9 protein-coding genes are annotated in these 17,526 nt (G+C 41.1%); 7 read left to right on the plus strand and 2 right to left on the minus strand.

Going from position 1 to position 17,526, the window contains the following annotated elements:
* Window positions 1-298: 298 nt before the first annotated feature.
* Both H6G28_RS21330 and H6G28_RS21335 read right to left on the minus strand, forming a co-directional pair.
* Window positions 299-1,612, minus strand: coding sequence for an O-antigen ligase family protein (locus H6G28_RS21330; protein ID WP_190673918.1), 1,314 nt, complete (start codon window positions 1,610-1,612; stop codon window positions 299-301).
* Window positions 1,594-2,436, minus strand: coding sequence for a YaaW family protein (locus H6G28_RS21335; RefSeq protein WP_190592705.1), 843 nt, complete (start codon window positions 2,434-2,436; stop codon window positions 1,594-1,596). Before H6G28_RS21335 ends, H6G28_RS21330 begins: the two co-directional genes overlap by 19 nt.
* Before the next feature lie 231 nt (window positions 2,437-2,667).
* On the opposite strand from H6G28_RS21335, the gene H6G28_RS21340 reads away from it, so the two are divergent.
* The 7 genes from H6G28_RS21340 to H6G28_RS21370 all read left to right on the plus strand — a co-directional run bounded on the left by H6G28_RS21340 (window position 2,668) and on the right by H6G28_RS21370 (window position 17,506).
* Window positions 2,668-3,693 (plus strand): NAD(P)/FAD-dependent oxidoreductase, encoded by a 1,026-nt coding sequence (locus H6G28_RS21340; protein ID WP_190673921.1) that lies wholly within the window; start codon window positions 2,668-2,670, stop codon window positions 3,691-3,693.
* Window positions 3,694-4,220: 527 nt separating this feature from the next.
* Window positions 4,221-4,598, plus strand: a complete 378-nt coding sequence (locus H6G28_RS21345; protein WP_190592703.1) for a hypothetical protein — start codon at window positions 4,221-4,223, stop codon at window positions 4,596-4,598.
* 392 nt (window positions 4,599-4,990) lie between these two features.
* Complete coding sequence (locus H6G28_RS21350) at window positions 4,991-5,887, plus strand: hypothetical protein (RefSeq protein ID WP_190673924.1); 897 nt, start codon at window positions 4,991-4,993, stop codon at window positions 5,885-5,887.
* A gap of 14 nt (window positions 5,888-5,901) precedes the next feature.
* A complete protein-coding gene (locus tag H6G28_RS21355; RefSeq protein WP_190673927.1) occupies window positions 5,902-7,824 on the plus strand; it encodes an Hsp70 family protein in 1,923 nt (640 codons plus the stop codon).
* Between the two features lie 265 nt (window positions 7,825-8,089).
* Window positions 8,090-10,255, plus strand: coding sequence for a type I DNA topoisomerase (topA, locus tag H6G28_RS21360; RefSeq protein ID WP_190673930.1), 2,166 nt, complete (start codon window positions 8,090-8,092; stop codon window positions 10,253-10,255).
* Window positions 10,256-10,397: 142 nt separating this feature from the next.
* Entirely contained in the window at window positions 10,398-16,205 is a 5,808-nt protein-coding gene (locus H6G28_RS21365) for a trifunctional serine/threonine-protein kinase/ATP-binding protein/sensor histidine kinase (RefSeq protein WP_190673933.1), read from the plus strand.
* A 122-nt stretch (window positions 16,206-16,327) separates the two neighbouring features.
* Window positions 16,328-17,506, plus strand: a complete 1,179-nt coding sequence (locus H6G28_RS21370; RefSeq protein WP_190673936.1) for a GNAT family N-acetyltransferase — start codon at window positions 16,328-16,330, stop codon at window positions 17,504-17,506.
* The last annotated feature ends 20 nt before the right edge of the window (window positions 17,507-17,526 follow it).

Here is a 17,526-nt window from a genome sequence, read left to right on the forward strand (position 1 = left end):
GCATCTAAAGATTAGATGCCCGTCATGTAGGAAACCCCCAAAAGGGTTGTCCTTACACCTTCCCAACTATCAGCAACATTAGATAATTTCTAATTAGATAACTAGAAATTATCTAAATCACAAATGTGAATACTGTAATTTTAAGAACTAAGAAATACGAATGCCGACAGTGTAACCACGGAAAAAGCGTTAAGAAACAAAATGCTATTTTTGAGCAGAAATGCTGATACAGATATATGAACCAAAATTATCTGTACAAACCGGGGCTGGGGAGTAGGCGATCGCATTTTCTGAATATCTAATTCTCTTTTGCCAAGGTCTTGTGATTTTGCTCTGGGTAAAATACAAGTCCGCAAATTGCTGCTAAAAATAACCAAAACAGGGTATTGACACGAAAATCAAATAAAGTTACATCCACAGTATTGAATAAGATCAACTCCCCGAATACCAAAAGATAGCTGAAGAACAATAACCTATCTGCTTTAACCAAAGAATTAGATTGCCGTAAAAATTGCATACCTGCAATTAATATCCAAGTGAGTAAACCACAAAATAACAGAGTAGCAGGAAATCCGGTTTCCGCAGATAACATTAAAAACAAGTTATGGGGATGACCTAAATCAATATTCATTTTGGCTTTATAAAGTGCGGAGAAACTACGTAAACCCCAACCAGTCCAAGGATGCTGTTGTGCCAAAGACCAAGCAAATTCCCACTGAGTTTTTCGCATTAAAGCTACTGGTCTATCGGGATACATTTCATCGTTTAACCGCGCCCAAAAGAAAGCCGGAACTACGCGACGGAAAACTTGGGCTATGGGGGAAGGGGCAAAAGCAGCCAACAAAATAGTAGAAATTACTCCAACCACACTGCCAACCAAGATGCGCCAACCTTGATAAAGTGCGTAGGCTAAACAGGCAATCATCGCGATCACCCATCCGTTGCGCGAATTGGTTAAAATCAAGGCGGCAAAACTGGCAATCAGTATCAGCGTCAACAAGCCAATCAGAGATTTTTTTCTTTTTCTGGATTGCCATTGTTCGAGTAACAAAGCTACCCCGACAGTAAAAATAATCGCTAAATAAGCAGCCAATAAGTTGGCGTGCATAAATAAAGCCGCCATTCGTCCTGGTGGTTCACCTCCCGGTGCAACTGCCCAATCTAAAACAATCCACAAAAACTGTAATTTTAACGCCCAAGCTAAAAACAACTGTCCAAAGCCAATCACAATCACTGGTACAGCCCCAATTACCAAAATCCAGGCTATTTGGCGCAATTGGGCAACTGTCTGAATCAAGTTACCCCAACCAGCAAATACTAAAAAGTAAGGTACTAAATTAAATAAGCCTAAAAAAGCATCGGCTTTATAAGTGGCAAATCCTGACGTAATCAACAGTAATAATGTCAAAATCGCAAAGCCCCGATTGATGGGGCGGCGAATAATTTGGCGGTATTGTTGCAGCCAAGTCAATAAAGATGCCAAAATTATCGCCACCACCCCAACAAATGGACTGAGGGGAAAAATCAATAGCCCGATTTGGAAAGTATTCCAAGCAAATTGGCTTTTTGGGTTGGGATGATCAAAAGCGAGGTTCAAGCTGGCTCCCAACATTCTGTGCGAGTAAGACGAATTTGTGCTAGAGCAAAAATAGTCGGGATGATGCGACCATAATTAGTAGCGATCGCTCGCCAACCTAAATCAGCTAAAAACCACGTCCACATAGCCGGGCCGACAAAAGCAAATACTGTGCGAACTGCGCCATAACGGGCTGCACTTAACGTCATACCCCGCCGCGCCATTTGCATCGCCACATAAGTTTCAAACTGGGTTTTGGCTACTGTTGAACCTGTAACCGCCGCTTGTTTGGCTACTTGATAAGTAGCAAAGTGCAAGGCAAATTGTCGCGCAATTTGTTTGAGAATAAACGGTTGAATGACAGAAGTAACAGCTAAAGCACTACCACCCTTAAACAGCAATCCCAAGGGGTCACGCTGCAACATTAATGGTAATGGTTCTTTAAGTTCTGTTTTCACCAAATGACGCTGGACTCTGACAGTCAATTTTTGTTTTTCTTTTTCTGGCAGTTTTTTCCACACTTGCCCCAGCAGATGTAAAAATACTTCTGCTTCTAAATCAACAGTTGTTAAATGATTGGAATAAGAAATTTTTAAATATTTACAAACTTGAATTAAGGCTTGACGGTAAGTTACTTGGTTTGTGCGTCCCCGCAACACTGTTACTCCATCAGCAGCCAAAAACCGGAAACGCTCTTCTAACGAGTCTAACCAAGCTTGGCGGCTCTGACTTTGAACTTCGATCGGTTCAGGTGTCTGAACATAATCTAGGGGATTGAACTTTCGACTAAACAAAATTGCCGTTAAATCTTGCAATTCATCATCTGTTGCTAGTTCTAAGGCCGCCCTGAGTTCATCCAATGTTCCTTTCCTCCCTTCCGTGCAGCTTGTCTGTACTTTATTCTACTATTAGCTTTTGGCGGTCTTTAGTAGTCTTTTTATCCTCGCCATCTGTATTTTGTCATTGAATCAAGAATTCAGAAGCCAGAATCCTCTACGGTAAGGTTCCTAGAACATCTCTACATTCTGACTCCTGACTCCTGAATTCTGTTTAATAATAACCAAAGACTTAACACAAAGGACTATTAACTAATGATAGACGTTGCTGTAATTGGTGCTGGTATGGCAGGGTTAGTTTGCGCCCAGCAATTAAAGCAAGCGGGATATTCAGTATTAGTTGTGGAGAAATCCCGTGGCTTGGGGGGAAGAATGGCCACACGTCGTTTATATGATACTTGGGCAGATCATGGCACTTGTTATCTCAAACCCAAAGGTGAATTTTTCCAGGAGTTTATTGATTTATTGTGCGATCGCCAAGTTATCACAGTTTGGAATCGTGACGAACTCCCACCGCGTTATATTGCGCCTGCGGGGATGAGTGCGATCGCTAAATTTCTCGCTCCAGGTTTGGATATACTACTCAATCAACGGGTAATCGCCATTCACCCAACCCCCGAAAATACTTGGCAATTGACGCTGGAATCTGGCAATGCAGAAATCACAGCCAAGGCGGTTGTAGTGGCGATTCCTGCACCCCAAGCTGTGATTTTATTAGACCCCTTGGGTGAAAACTTATTAGGAACAGACTTTTTAAATAACTTAAAGGCGGTGGAATTTGCGCCTTGTCTTAGTGCGATCGCAGGCTACCCCAATTCCGCACCCCTACCAGATTGGCAAGCCCAAAGTTTTACAGATGATTCTGTGTTGGGCTGGATTGGTTTAGATAGTAGCAAGCGCCCCCAACCGCCACAACCTGTATTTGTCGTCCAAAGTAGTGGGAATTTCGCCCAACTGCATCTAGAGTCCCTCGATTTACAACCTGTAGGGCAGAAAATGTTACAGCACGCCGCCCAAACTCTCGCACTACCTTGGCTAGAGACACCCGAATGGCTACAAATACACCGTTGGCGTTATGCCTTTTCTAGCCATCCTTGGACAGAAAACATTTTATCTGCAAGTGCTTCCTTACCTTTGGTGTGCTGTGGCGATTGGTGCGGCGGTAATCTCGTTGAAGGTGCAATGCTTTCTGGACTGGCTGCCGCCTTTGCAATTAATCATCATCTCAACCAAGTCACTCTCGCTAATGTGAACTTTTTCAAAAATCTTACCTTTTCATAACATCTGTCGTTAGACTGGTTGCTTTGTGTAGCCATATCTTTTTTCTCAAGATTTGCTACATTTTGAACTCAAAAATTTGTTATCTAGAATACATAGAGCAAGCTAAAAAATAATTTAGAAATAATAGGTAATAAATCAATAAGTAATGTAAATTACTTATTAAGTTTTAATTACCTCAATATTTCATTCTCCAGAATGTTGTTAATAAAAAATTAAAATTGATCCCCGAATATTTATGCTGCGTTTTGTGTAGATTTTCCCCAAAAAGGTAGAAATTTGAAATAATTGGCAGTGTGGATCTACAGCTTTGTTACTGTAATAGTTGGTTGAAGTTTATAGACAAAATCCAGAGTTTACTAGTATAAAATTTAACTTAAAAACCATAACCAAAAGCCTGATTTTGTACTGAAATCAAAGTTAAAATCAATGTATAAAAACCAGTTCCGTGAAGCGGTTTTGGCAGATTAGTAGCCCTCAGTGAGTCTGTAAAACAAAACTCAACCGTATTTCAATGGAGATAAAACCTTATGAGAACAGTAGTCAATTTAACCAGAGAATCGTTAGTCAGCGAAATCAAAAGTGTTTTAGATACTTATGCCTACTATCCTTATCAAGAAACCTTTGCGATTCCTGAATTACGTCAAGAATTAATTGATTTTGTCATCAGCCGCATTCCCTGTTTTTATAATGAGGAGTTGGACAGAGAATTTCCCCTGCAAAATATCATCAAAGATGCTCCTATAGAACAGAAATTTCCCCGTAGTCCATTAGAACAGAAATTACATTTACAAAACTTGATTCATCAAGGCATTTTTGCCATCATGCAAGATAAATCAGCTTGGATTAACAATCATCTATGTAGCACAGTTGAGCCTGGTTGTGAACCTTCTCAATGGTTTGGTTAATTAAATAAAAGTTTTACATCTTGTCTTTACAGCAACTACCAATTATCTACAACGGGTGAAAAACTAGAAGTGAGCAGTGACAACAACTCCCCACTTTTAGTAAGTCTTAAGTACGGTGTGTTGATGATTTCAGCCTGACGCATCATACTTAAGATTTACTTTATCAATATAGGAGGTTTGATTTCCGAATCTATTTGTGTAGACAGGGAATGGGGAGTAGGGAGTAGGAACATATATAGGACTTACGCAAGAACTCTCTCTCACTCTTATAACTTCGTGTCCTTTGTGTCCTTTGTGGTTCGTTTCTTCATACTTTTGCGTAAGTCCTGATATATAAAAAGCACTATAAGCTAGATTTATAAAGGTTGAGGTGCAAGTAATCAAATTAACGAATGAAAACTATCAGCACTCTGTTTAACGCAGAACGTAACCAACTACAGATAGAGATTGATAATATAACTAGTGTTGAACAAGTCGTTAAACTAGTTCAAAATCGACTCGATAATTTAGAAAGAATTTATATTAGCGAGCTAAATTTAAATCAAGTACGTTTAGCATCATTTTTTGTGGAGATGCTGCGACAGTCAGTCGGTAATTTGACTGTAGTTAATCAGTCTTCAGTTGTACCACCAGAACAACAGCCAATTAGTAATTTAACTACAAAAGTTTCCCCCAAAAGATTAATCCTAAAACTGCTCAAGGCGCTGATTTATGTAGGCATTTTAGGTGCTTTATTTTCTTTAACTAAAATTAACTTCAATGCTTGGATGGGTATCTTACTAACTTCGCTGCTTCTTGGTTTAGAAGTTGTGTTGCAACTGGATAAAAGTAATATTACCTCCACGGAAGTATTAGAGACTTCTCAACCTGTGCTGCGGGTGGATAGCAAACTGCTTTTAGATAACTTAGCTGATGCACTGAATACTATTGATATAGCAGTGGCTAGGTTTGCCGAAGGAAACAAATTAGAAGAAGATCGCACCTTAGAAGAATTACCAGAGTTACTGAATTTTCTGCAAAGGCTGATGGGTGCGTCATTTCTCGAACAGCCGCAAATGGCGATCGCTTTAACAAAACTCCTCCCGCAAATTCTCATGTCTCAAGGAATCCGCGCTCAACTGTACCAACAGCAAGCACCACAAAATGAGCGAGAATATTTTGACTTTGAACCCAGTATCGACCCTGACACCAAAGATTACGTTACCATCACACCTGCATTGTTAAAAGGCGATCGCTTACTCCGGCGCGGTCGAGTGATTGAACCAGCGTACTCTGAGGCAAGAGAATAGCAGACAATAAAAGTATGAAAATTTCAGAAACAATTGGTTTTGATTTGGGACATGGTGAGACAGCCGTAGCCAAAGCCATAGTCGAAAGCATCGAACCACCCCAAATGTTGGAAATTAATAATAAGAAAAATCAAATTACTGCTTTAGGTTGGCATCCCAAACTTGGTTATTTGGTAGGGGAACAAGCCTTAATTCAAGCTGGTGTTACTCAACTGACAATCTCATTCAAGCAAAAACCCAACCACGATGCAAATTACAGGAAAACAATCTCAACTTTTCTGGCTACTTATTATCACAAACTGCAAGAAAGCAAACAAATAGAAGGCGGTGAAAGTAGTTATTTTTACATTGGTTGTCCTTCAGGATGGTCAATGAGCGATCGCCAAGCATACCAAAAACTACTTCAAGAAGCTGGTATTTCCCACCTCAACGTTATCCCCGAATCCCGCGCAGCTTTCATGCAAGCCAAAGAAGGCGGAAAGTTGGAATATGAAAAACTCCTCGCATCGGTGCTGATTGTTGATATTGGCTCTTCCACCACAGATTTTACTTTGGTAAAAAGCTTACATGAAATTCCGTTAGATTTCGGAAGTAATGCTTTAGGCGCATCTTTAATTGATAAAGCAATTTTTGCCAGAACTCTTGCTAAACACGAACAAAAACAATTACTAGAAAAAGTATTTCAAGAATATCCTCATCATCAAGCCCGTTGTGAACTCGCTTGTCGTAAAGCCAAAGAAGATTATTTTTCTAATGAACAGTTATATAACGACCCACAATCTTTTGCCCGTGGTTTTGAGTCCATCAATGAACAGATTTATTTTATTCCCCAAGTCAACAAATTGATGATGGAGGAAATTCTGCATCAACCTTTACCCGAACTAGGAAATAAAAGTTGGGTTCAAGCTTTTCATGATGCTGTCAGCGAAGCCAAAACCAAACTAGAACAACTTGATACAGTTCCTAAGTTAGTGCTGATGACTGGTGGTGCATCCCGAATGAAATTTACCCACCAAATTTGTCAGCAAATATTCCCCGAACCAGCAACCCAACTGCGCCCCGATCCTGAACCGGAACGCTGCATTGCACTGGGTTTAGCACGAGTCGGAAGATGGGATTTACGGGCGACGGCTTTTCAACAAGAAGTTAATCAACTATTAGATTCCCAAAAACTCAAAGAATTGATTGCTAGACATATCCCAGAGTTAATTGAATTGTTGGCTCAACCATTAGCCGATAATTTGATTGAACAAGCCGTGAAACCAGGAGTAAAAGAATGGCAAACAAACAAAATTCGTACTCTGGCAGATTTAGAAATATCCATGAAAAATCGGGCAGAACAATGGTTAAAAAGTAATGTTGCCCAGCAGATAATTAACAATCAATGTATTCGTTGGTTTAACAACAAAATTCAACCAGACTTAGCCGCAGTTACAGATCCCATCTGTCGCAGGTTTCACATACCCAGAAGTAGTTTAAGATTTGAAGATAGCATCGAACCCGCTTTTGTTAATCCAGAATTACGAATTGGCGATGCAATTTTAGCTGACACCGTGGCGTTTATCGTCAATGTCGTCATTGGTGGCGGTACTGTAGCGAGTCTGATTACCCTGATTCTCACAGGACACTTGACTTGGCCGATCGCATTAGTCTACGGTGCTTCTGTCATGGCCGCAGGGATGGAACTGAATCGTAAAACCGTCCAAGAAACAATCAAGAAAAATTTCGATATCCCTAGTTGGATTCGTTCTAATTTGATGAACGATCAGAAAATCGCTGATATGTGCATTCAAATCAAACCAGAATTAGAAAATGTCTTTCGAGAACAATTAACTAATAATCAAGCAGCTTTTGAACAACTCACTCAAAAAGTTGAACAAGGTCTACAAAAAGCACTGGCTACGAAAGTTCAAGAGGCGATTATTTTAATTCAATAAGAAAGTAAAATACGAGATGAATTTGTTTCACGCAGAGGCGCAGAGGCGCGGAGGGGAGAAGGAGTTTAATTTTATTGCATTTTTTTAAGTAAGGCGTGCTGATTGATAGTTCCGCAATCAAATCGTATTACTATATCAAAAACTAGAATCTCTGTTATAGCAGTCGAAGCATAGTTTAGGACTATGTTTGTGTCTGAAACTCTTGAAAATACTTAGTTATTACTCAGCACTCAGCACTCAGCACTTTGCAGTATCAAAAGCATCTATGCCGAAACGCCTTCTAGTTGTTGAATCTCCTGGGAAAGTCAAAAAGCTCAGTCAGATTTTGGGTTCTGATTGGATTGTGCGAGCTAGTTGTGGTCACATCCGCGAACTGAGTGATACGGGGGAAGATTCTTTGGGTTTCGTCATTGATGATGGTAGTGTCAAGTGCAACTATGTACCCCGTGACCAACGCTCTAAAGAAACTATCCAGCAGCTAAAGGCAGTTAGTAAGCAAGTTGATGAAGTTGTTCTCGCCACTGACCCAGACCGAGAAGGTGAAACAATTGCTTGGCATTTAAAAGAAGTGCTGGGACTGCGAGAACCGAAACGAGTTATTTATAGTGAAATTACCGCATCGGCGGTACGAAGTGCGATCGCAAATCCTCGTAAACTAGACTCTAACTTAGTCGGCGCTGGACTATGCCGCGACTGTCTCGATAAGCTTGTTGGTTACAAAGGTAGTCCCTTAGTTTGGGCATTAAATAATGGTGCGAAGAGTGTCGGTAGAGTTCAAAGTGCAACTTTGCACCTAATATGTCAGCGAGAACGAGAGATAGTCACCTTTGTACCCCAAGACTATTGGAGTGTGTGGGTAGACTACGCTGAGGGATTCCGGGCTTTTTACAAAGGTACAACCAATTCTCTCAGCGATGCGCCGGAACCAGAAACGGAAACCCACGACGATGCAGCAGGTAATAACATCCAAGCGCCAGAGTCAAAGCGGGTTCTCTCGGAAGCAGAAGCGATATGTTTAGTTGAAGAAGCACGTCAGCATCCCCATCAAGTCGTTCATGTTGAAGGTAAAACCGTTTATCGTCAACCACCGCCACCATTTATTACTTCCACGCTGCAACAAGCCGCCGGTTCCAAGCTGAAATTAGCTCCTGACAAAACGATGGTTTTAGCCCAAAAGCTGTATGAAGCTGGGTTAATTACATACATGCGGACAGATTCAGTAATGTTAAGTCCTGAGTTCTGCGCGGCGGCTCGTAAGTGGTTGGAAGAACATGATCCGCAGAATGTACCACAGCAGCTTGCCAAACATCGCAGCGCCAAAACAGCCCAAGAAGCTCATGAAGCGATTCGCCCTACCGATGTGTTTCGTCCATCAGTCCAGCTACGTCAAGAATTACCGCCTGAAGAATTTGACTTGTATGTGATGATTTGGAAAAGAGCGATCGCTTCTCAATGTAAATCTGCTCAACTCCGCAAAACTCAGATTATCACGCAGTCTAATTCGGTGTTATGGCAAGCTAGAGGCCAAGTAATCGAATTTTACGGTTACGCTCGCTATTGGAATAACCTCAGCAAAGATTCCGTGTTACCGCTTGTGCAGCAGGGACAAGGATTAACTCTAGAAAATGCCAATTTCGAGAAAAAACAAACTCAGCCGCCACCACGTTACAGCGAACCAAAATTAGTACAACTGATGGAGCGTAAAGGTATTGGTCGTCCTAGTACATTCGCTCCCACAGTTGCAACCTTAAAGAAGCGGGGTTATGTGCAGTTAACTAAGGGAAATTTGCAACCGACAACGCTAGGGCTAGAAGTTGATGATTTTTTACAGAAAGCTTTGCCAGATTTACTAGAAGCAGAGTTCACCGCCAAAATGGAAAGCGCCCTCGATGCGATCGCAGAAGGTAAACAAGGCTGGCAGCAATACTTAACAACTTGGAATAAAAATTACTTCGTCCCAGCTTTAGCAAAAGCCAAAACTGTTGCTGTAAGTCCTTCAAATACGAAAAATTCAGTAGCTGAACGCAAATATGATACTTCTAAAACTCGCTGTCCTGAATGTAATAATTTTCTCGCTAAAATTCCCAGCAACAAAGTTAAGAAAAAATATTTCCTCAAATGCACCAGTGGCTGTGCAAATATAGTCCTATTTTGGAGTGACTTCAGCAAGTCTTGGCAACCACCACGCACCCAAGAAACCAAGCCAGAAAATCACTCCCAAACGCCTGCGAAATTAAGCTCATATCCCTGTCCAGTTTGCAAGAAACCACTAGAAGAATATAGCTACACCAAAGACGGACAAAACAAAACTATGCTGCGTTGTTCTGCTGCATCTCGTCAAGATAAAAAGCATAAAGATGTGGCTTTTTTTAGTACCGCTAAAGGTTGGTGGAGTCCGAAGTTTGGCGAGTTGAATCCAGTAGGGCAATGAGTCAGGTTGTCTGTTAAGAATGAGTGTAAGGGCTGTGGATCGGGGATAGATGTAGCTTAAATGACACAAAAAACAAACTAACACACAAATTTTTTGAAAAATCTGGGAATACTAAGAAGAAATTCTTCAACTTGAACGCAGTATGATTAGCACTCAAGTCAGTATTCCTGGGTATGTAGTCGGCGAAAAACTCTATGATGGTTCGAGAACTGTAGTTTACCGAGCAGTTCGAGAAACTGACAATTTACCTGTAGTCATCAAACTGCTGAAAAATCCTTATCCTAGTTTTGGAGAACTTGTACAATTCCGCAATCAGTATACTATTGCTAAAAATCTCAACCATCCCGGAATCATCCAAACCTATAACCTGAAATCGTTCCAAAATGGCTATATTTTAGTGATGGAAGACTTTGGGGGAGTTTCCCTCAAGGATTATTTTGTTAAGAATTGTGTAGCGTCGCTGGGTGAGTTTTTGCAAGTGGCGATCGCACTCTGTAACACCTTAGATGTACTCTACCACGAGCGGATTATTCATAAAGATATTAAACCCAGCAATATCTTAATTAACCCGGAAACTAAACAAGTTAAATTAATCGACTTTAGTATTGCATCTTTACTACCCAGAGAAACTCAAACCCTAGTTAATCCCAATGTTTTAGAAGGAACTTTAGCCTATATATCTCCCGAACAAACCGGGAGAATGAATCGCCCAATTGACTATCGCACAGATTTTTATTCCCTGGGTGTGACTTTTTATGAATTACTCACAGACAAGTTACCATTCCAGTCTGATGATGCGATGGATTTAGTACATTCTCATATTGCGAAAGCACCAAAATTAGTACATGAAATTCATCCACAAATTCCAGATGTACTATCACAAATAGTTGGCAAATTGATGGCGAAAAATGCTGAAGACCGCTATCAAAGTGCATTGGGGTTGAGATTTGATTTAGAAAATTGTTTACATCAACTAAAAGAAATTGGTGAAATTCAGAACTTTAAAATTGCTAGTAGGGATGTGTGCGATCGCTTTATTCTTCCTGATAAGCTTTATGGCAGAGAAACCCAAGTAGAAACCCTACTGCAAGCCTTTGATCGCGTCAGTCAGGGTGCATCAGAAATAATGTTGGTGGCAGGTTTTTCGGGAATTGGTAAAACAGCCGTAGTTAATGAAGTACATAAACCAATAGTTAAACAGCGCGGCTATTTCATCAAAGGTAAGTTTGACCAGTTTAATCGTAATATTCCCTTCTCTGCCTTTGTGCAAGCGTTCCGTAATTTGATGGGACAATTGCTGTGTGAATCTGATCGCCAACTCGCCCAATGGCAAGCCAAGATTCTGAATGCTGTCGGGGAGAGTGGACAAGTCTTAATTGAGGTGATTCCTGAACTAGAGCAGGTGATTGGAAAACAACCTCCGGTGCTTGAACTTGAAGGTAGTGCGGCTCAAAATCGATTTAATCTGCTGTTCCAAAAGTTCGTTGCCGTCTTTACCAAGGTCGATCACCCATTAACAATCTTTTTAGACGATTTGCAGTGGGCGGATTTAGCTTCGCTGCAATTGCTGAAACTATTAATGCAGGACAATGGCCATCTGCTGGTGTTGGGAGCCTATCGGGATAATGAAGTATCGCCTGCTCACCCGTTTATTTTGACGGTAGAAGACCTCAAAAAATCTCAGGCGATCGTCCAGACCATGACCCTGGCTCCCCTGACATTTGACAGCACCAACCACCTCGTTGCCGATACGCTCAATTGTGCGCCACAACTGGCGCAACCCCTGACCAAATTCATCGATCGCAAGACAAAGGGAAATCCCTTCTTCACCACCCAGTTTCTCAAGGCGTTATATGAAGAGGGCTACATCACGTTTAACAGCGATCGCCATTATTGGGAATGCGATATTGCCCAAGTTGAGGCACTGACAATCGCAGATGATGTGGTGGAGTTTATGGCGCTGCAATTGCAGAAATTACCCACCGAAACCCAACAAGTGCTGAAGTTAGCAGCTTGTATTGGTAACTCGTTTGACTTGGCAACGTTGGCGATCGTCTCGGAGCAGTCGTCTACAGACATCGCAAAAGTCCTGTGGAAAGCCTTGCAGGAAGGCTTAATTTTACCAACCAGCCAAATTTATAAGTTCTTTCAGTTAGGGGAATCAGAACAGACTCGCACACAGAATAATATCAATCCCACCTATCGGTTTCTGCACGATCGCATTCAGCAAGCTGCCTACTCGCTCATTGCCGAAGAACATCGACAGGCGACCCATCTGCACATCGGTCAGCTTTTGTTAAGCAAAACAACCGCCCGTGAGCGGGAAGAACAACTGTTTGAAATTGTTAATCATTTAAATATTGGACATTCTCTCCTGACCACACCGCAGGAACGGGAAGAATTAGCAGAATTAAACTTGCTGGCAGGACGGAAAGCCAAAACCTCGACAGCATATAGTGCAGCAGTAAACTATCTCGCCACTGGCATTTCCCTGTTGCCCAACGATGCTTGGGAGAATCGCTACAATCTCACCTTAGCAATCCATACTGCACTGGCAGAAGCCGCTTATCTCAACACTGATTTTGAGCAGATGGAGCATTGGGCAAACCTCGTCTTGCAGCACGCCCGCACTTTGCTGGATACCGTTCCAGTCCAGCAAACCCGTCTGCTGGGGGCTAAAGCCCAGGGGCCGCTTCTTGAGTCACTCCAGATTGGCTTGCAGGTTTTAAAGTCCCTCGGCGTGGAATTTCCTGAGCAACCGACCCCCGCAGAGATTGGACAGGCATTTGGTACTACTGGTCAATTATGGCAAGGGCGATCGCCCCTGAGTTTGCTTGATTTACCAGCCATGAGCGATCCCAATCACTTAGCTGCAATGGAAATTATGACCGTTTTAGTGCCATCTTCCTTTCGGGCGATGCCTGCTCTCTTGCCACTGCTAATTTGCAAGCAAGTGGAATTATCAATTCAATCTGGTAATAGTCCTATTTCGCCCTGCTCCTACGGTGACTATGGATTGATGCTCTGTAGTGTTATGGGCGATCTAGAATCGGGTTATGCCTTTGGTCAACTGGCATTGGGTGTCATGGAAAAGTTTCAGGCAAAAGCCTGCAAAAGCCGGGCTGTCTATATCGTTAATTTTTTCATTAGCCATTGGCAGGAACCGTTGCACAACCTCCTCCAGCCCTTGCGAGAGGCATATCAGAGCGGTCTGGAAACAGGCGATCTGGAATGTATTGCCTTCAATGCCCATGCCTACTGTTACTACTCCTATTTTGCTGGGAAGGAATTAACGAGTCTGGCAAACGAGATGGCAGCCTATCATCAGGTTGTTTATCCCCTCAAGCAGGTGGTGGTTATCAAATATTTGGAAATGGCTCAACAGGTAGTACTCAATCTCCTTGGACACACAGAAGCTCCCTGGCAGTTATCTGGTTCTGCTTATAGCGAAAATTCCCTATCTCTCCAAACATCCAACCCAGACCAAGTTGAATGCTTCCACTTTTATCTCAATCAAACCTTTCTCTTCTACCTGTTTGAGCAATACGAGCAGGCAGCGCAAACATCTGTCTTGCTAGAAGAGTATATGGGTGGTGGGTTAGCAACTTTCTCGTTAGTCCTCTATTCCTTTTACGATGCCTTGTTGCAACTGGCGCAATATCAGCAGTCTACCCCAGCAGAGCAATCGCAAATTCTGACCCGTGTGCAGCAGCAGCAGGATAAACTGCAACGATGGGCAACTCTGGCTCCATTCAACCATCAACACCGATGGGACTTGATCGAGGCCGATCGCCATCGGGTTTTAGGGCAACGGACTGAAGCCATCGAACACTACGATCGCGCCATTGCAGGAGCGAAAACCTACGAATATATCCAAGATGAAGCCTTAGCAAATGAACTCGCTGCTAAATTTTACCTGGAATGGGGTAAAGAAAAAATTGCCCAAACATATATGCAAGAAGCATACTACTGTTACGCTCGTTGGGGAGCAAAAGCCAAAACCGATCACTTAGAAAAACACTATCCCCAATTACTCCAATTGATTCTGCAACAGCGAACAATTAATCTCAATCCTTTAGAAACTATCGCCACAATTTCCCGTAATTCTACTTCTCGATCAACTCCTACTTCTAGCAGTGACAGCACCTGTATTTCAGATGTCCTAGATTTAACCTCTGCTCTCAAAGCTGCTCAAGCTATTTCTAGTTGTCTGAATTTAAATACACTCATCACTAGTCTCACTCGTATTATTGTTGAAAACTCTGGCGCGAAAAAAGCTGTACTACTGCTTCCTGAAGAAGATAATTGGCAAGTTCGAGCCACTACTTTGACTGAAACTCAAGAAATAAAAACTATTCTGGAGGCAAAATCACTAGAAAATTGTCCAGATATTCCCATCAAAATTATTCACTATGTCAAAAATACCCAACAAACAATTGTGATCGACAATTGTCAAACAGATATTCCTGGTTTAATCGGGAAATATATGTTGTCACATCAACCCCGGAGTATATTATGTAGTCCGATTATTAACCAAGGTCATTTAGTGGGGATTATTTATCTAGAAAATAAATTGACAAGTGGTGTATTTACTGCCAAACGGTTACAAGTTATTAATTTACTTTGTACTCAAGCGGCAATATCTCTAGAAAATGCCCAACTATACACTAATTTACAAACAAGTGAAGCTCGGTTTTTACGACTTGCAGAAAATTTACCAGGGATGATTTATCAATTCCAGCTTTCTGTAGATGGTATCACTTCATTTAACTATGTAAGTTCTGGATGCTATGGAATTTATGAAGTTTTACCAGAGGCAGCAGTAGCAGATGCTAATAACTTAATTTCTTTGATCCATCCAGAGGAAATAAATTATTTTTATGAGTCTGTAGCCATCTCTGCACAAACCTTACAGCCTTGGCAATATCAAGGTAGAATTATTACGTCTTCTGGTAAATTAAAATGGATTCAAGCTGTCTCTCGTCCTATCAAACAAGATGATGGAACAATTATTTGGGATGGCTTGGTATTAGATATCACTGAACGTAAACAAGCCGAAGCTGCTGTTAGGCAAAAATCTCAAGAATTAGAAAAAGCTTTACGAGATTTACAACAAGCACAATTACAAATTGTCCAAAGTGAAAAAATGTCTGCATTGGGTAATTTAGTCGCTGGCGTTGCCCATGAAATGAACAATCCTTTGGGTTTTATTTCAGCTACTCTCTTACAAGCTCAACCAACAATTTCTGATTTGAGTAAACACATTAAACTATATCAAGAAGCACTGCCAAATCCCGGCGATGAAATTCAATCACATGCTGAAGAAATTGACTTAGATTATAGCTTGGAAGATTTGCCGAAGATGATGGATGCAATGGTCATGGCCTGCGATAGATTAAAAAATATCAGCACTTCTCTACGGACTTTTTCTCGCGCTGATAAAGACTATAAAGTGCCATTTAATATTCATGAAGGCATTGATAGCACCATATTAATTCTCAAACATCGTCTCAAAGCGAATGAACAACGTCCAGCAATTGAAGTTGTCACTAACTACGGTAATTTACCTCAAATTCAATGTTTTCCAGGGCAATTAAATCAGGTATTTATGAATATTATTGCCAATGCTATTGATGCTTTAGAAGAATCTAATCATGGGCGTAGTTTTGCGGAAATCAGCACCAATCCTAACATAATTACTCTTACAACATTTATTGCAGATAATTATGTCCACATCTCAATTGCTGATAACGCAAACGGTATGAGTGAAGCAGTGAAACAAAAAATCTTTGACCATTTATTTACTACAAAAGCTGTGGGTCAAGGTACAGGTTTAGGTTTAGCTATAGCCAGACAAATTGTCGAGGAAATCCACAATGGAAAGTTGAGTTGTCATTCTGTTGTCGGTCAAGGTACTGAGTTTGTGATTGAAATTCCAGCATCAGTTTGAAAATTTCATATCCCCTAAACTCTTTTATTTTCCCTGGTGTCAATTACGCTATATCCACTTTTGTATTATGTTGTCTAATTTTGTAGTATATTAGGAACTTGTTGCTAATTGTGGTGGAAGTGATGACACCTTTATTGGAATACAAGACCCTTGTGAATGTGGAAGACGTAAAACATTTGGCTTTGGTTGTGGAACAAGCCTTTGTTGCGTCTGCTAGTGAGAGTGAAAGTTTCTTGAAATCGATTGGGTATGAGAACTTACGGGTGATTTGTCGAGAAGGGAAAGTGGCTGGCGGATTAGCGACTTTACCGATGGGGATGTGGTTGGAGGGTAAATCTGTACCGATGGTGGGGATTGCTGGTGTGGGAATTGCGCCAGAATATCGCGGTGGTGGAGTTGCGATCGCACTTATCCAAAATATGCTGCAAGAACTTTATGCAAAAGAAATCCCCATTTCCGTTCTTTATCCCGCGACACAACAACTTTACCGCAAAGCCGGATATGAACAAGCTGGTAACTATTGCACTTGGGAAATTTCCACTCAAGATATCCGCTTACACAAGTCACCTTTAGCTTTACAACCAATTGCAAACCTGAATTGTGAAATCTTACATCAACTATATCAACAACAGGCACAACTAATTCATGGTTATTTAGACCGACATTCCAGTATTTGGCAAAGGTTAACTCAATCAGAAGAAAAAGAAACTGTTTATGGTTATTTAATGGGCAACCAAGACCAACCCGAAGGCTACATTATCTTGAGTCAGCATTCTCAGGCAAATCAGACAGTGATTAAAATTCGAGATTGGGTAGTTTTGAGTCATGCTGCGGCACAAACTTTCTGGTCTTTTTTGGCTAACCATCGTTCTACAATCAAAAAAGTCACTTGGCAAAGTTCGGTGATTGATTTTCTGACATTAGTATTACCAGAACAAACCGCCAAAATTCAACATCAAAATCGTTGGATGTTGCGGATTGTAGATGTATACAAAGCATTACAATTACGTGGTTATAAATTAGGAGTAAAAACCGAATTACATTTAGCAGTTAAAGATGATTTATTAACGGCTAATAATGATAAATTTATTCTTTCTGTTGCTAATGGCAAAGGTGAAGTTAAGCAAGGTGGTAAAGGAGAATTACAGATAGATATTCAAGGATTAGCTTCTTTGTATACGGGTTTATTTAACCCTCATACTTTAAAATTAGCAGGAAAATTAGATGCGACAGAAACAGCACTATTAGCAGCGACAGAAATTTTTACTAGTTCCCAGCCGTGGATGGCTGATTTCTTTTAAAAATTCCAAACTGTTCTGTG

Source organism: Nostoc sp. FACHB-190, assembly GCF_014696905.1.
Taxonomy (GTDB): domain Bacteria; phylum Cyanobacteriota; class Cyanobacteriia; order Cyanobacteriales; family Nostocaceae; genus Nostoc_B.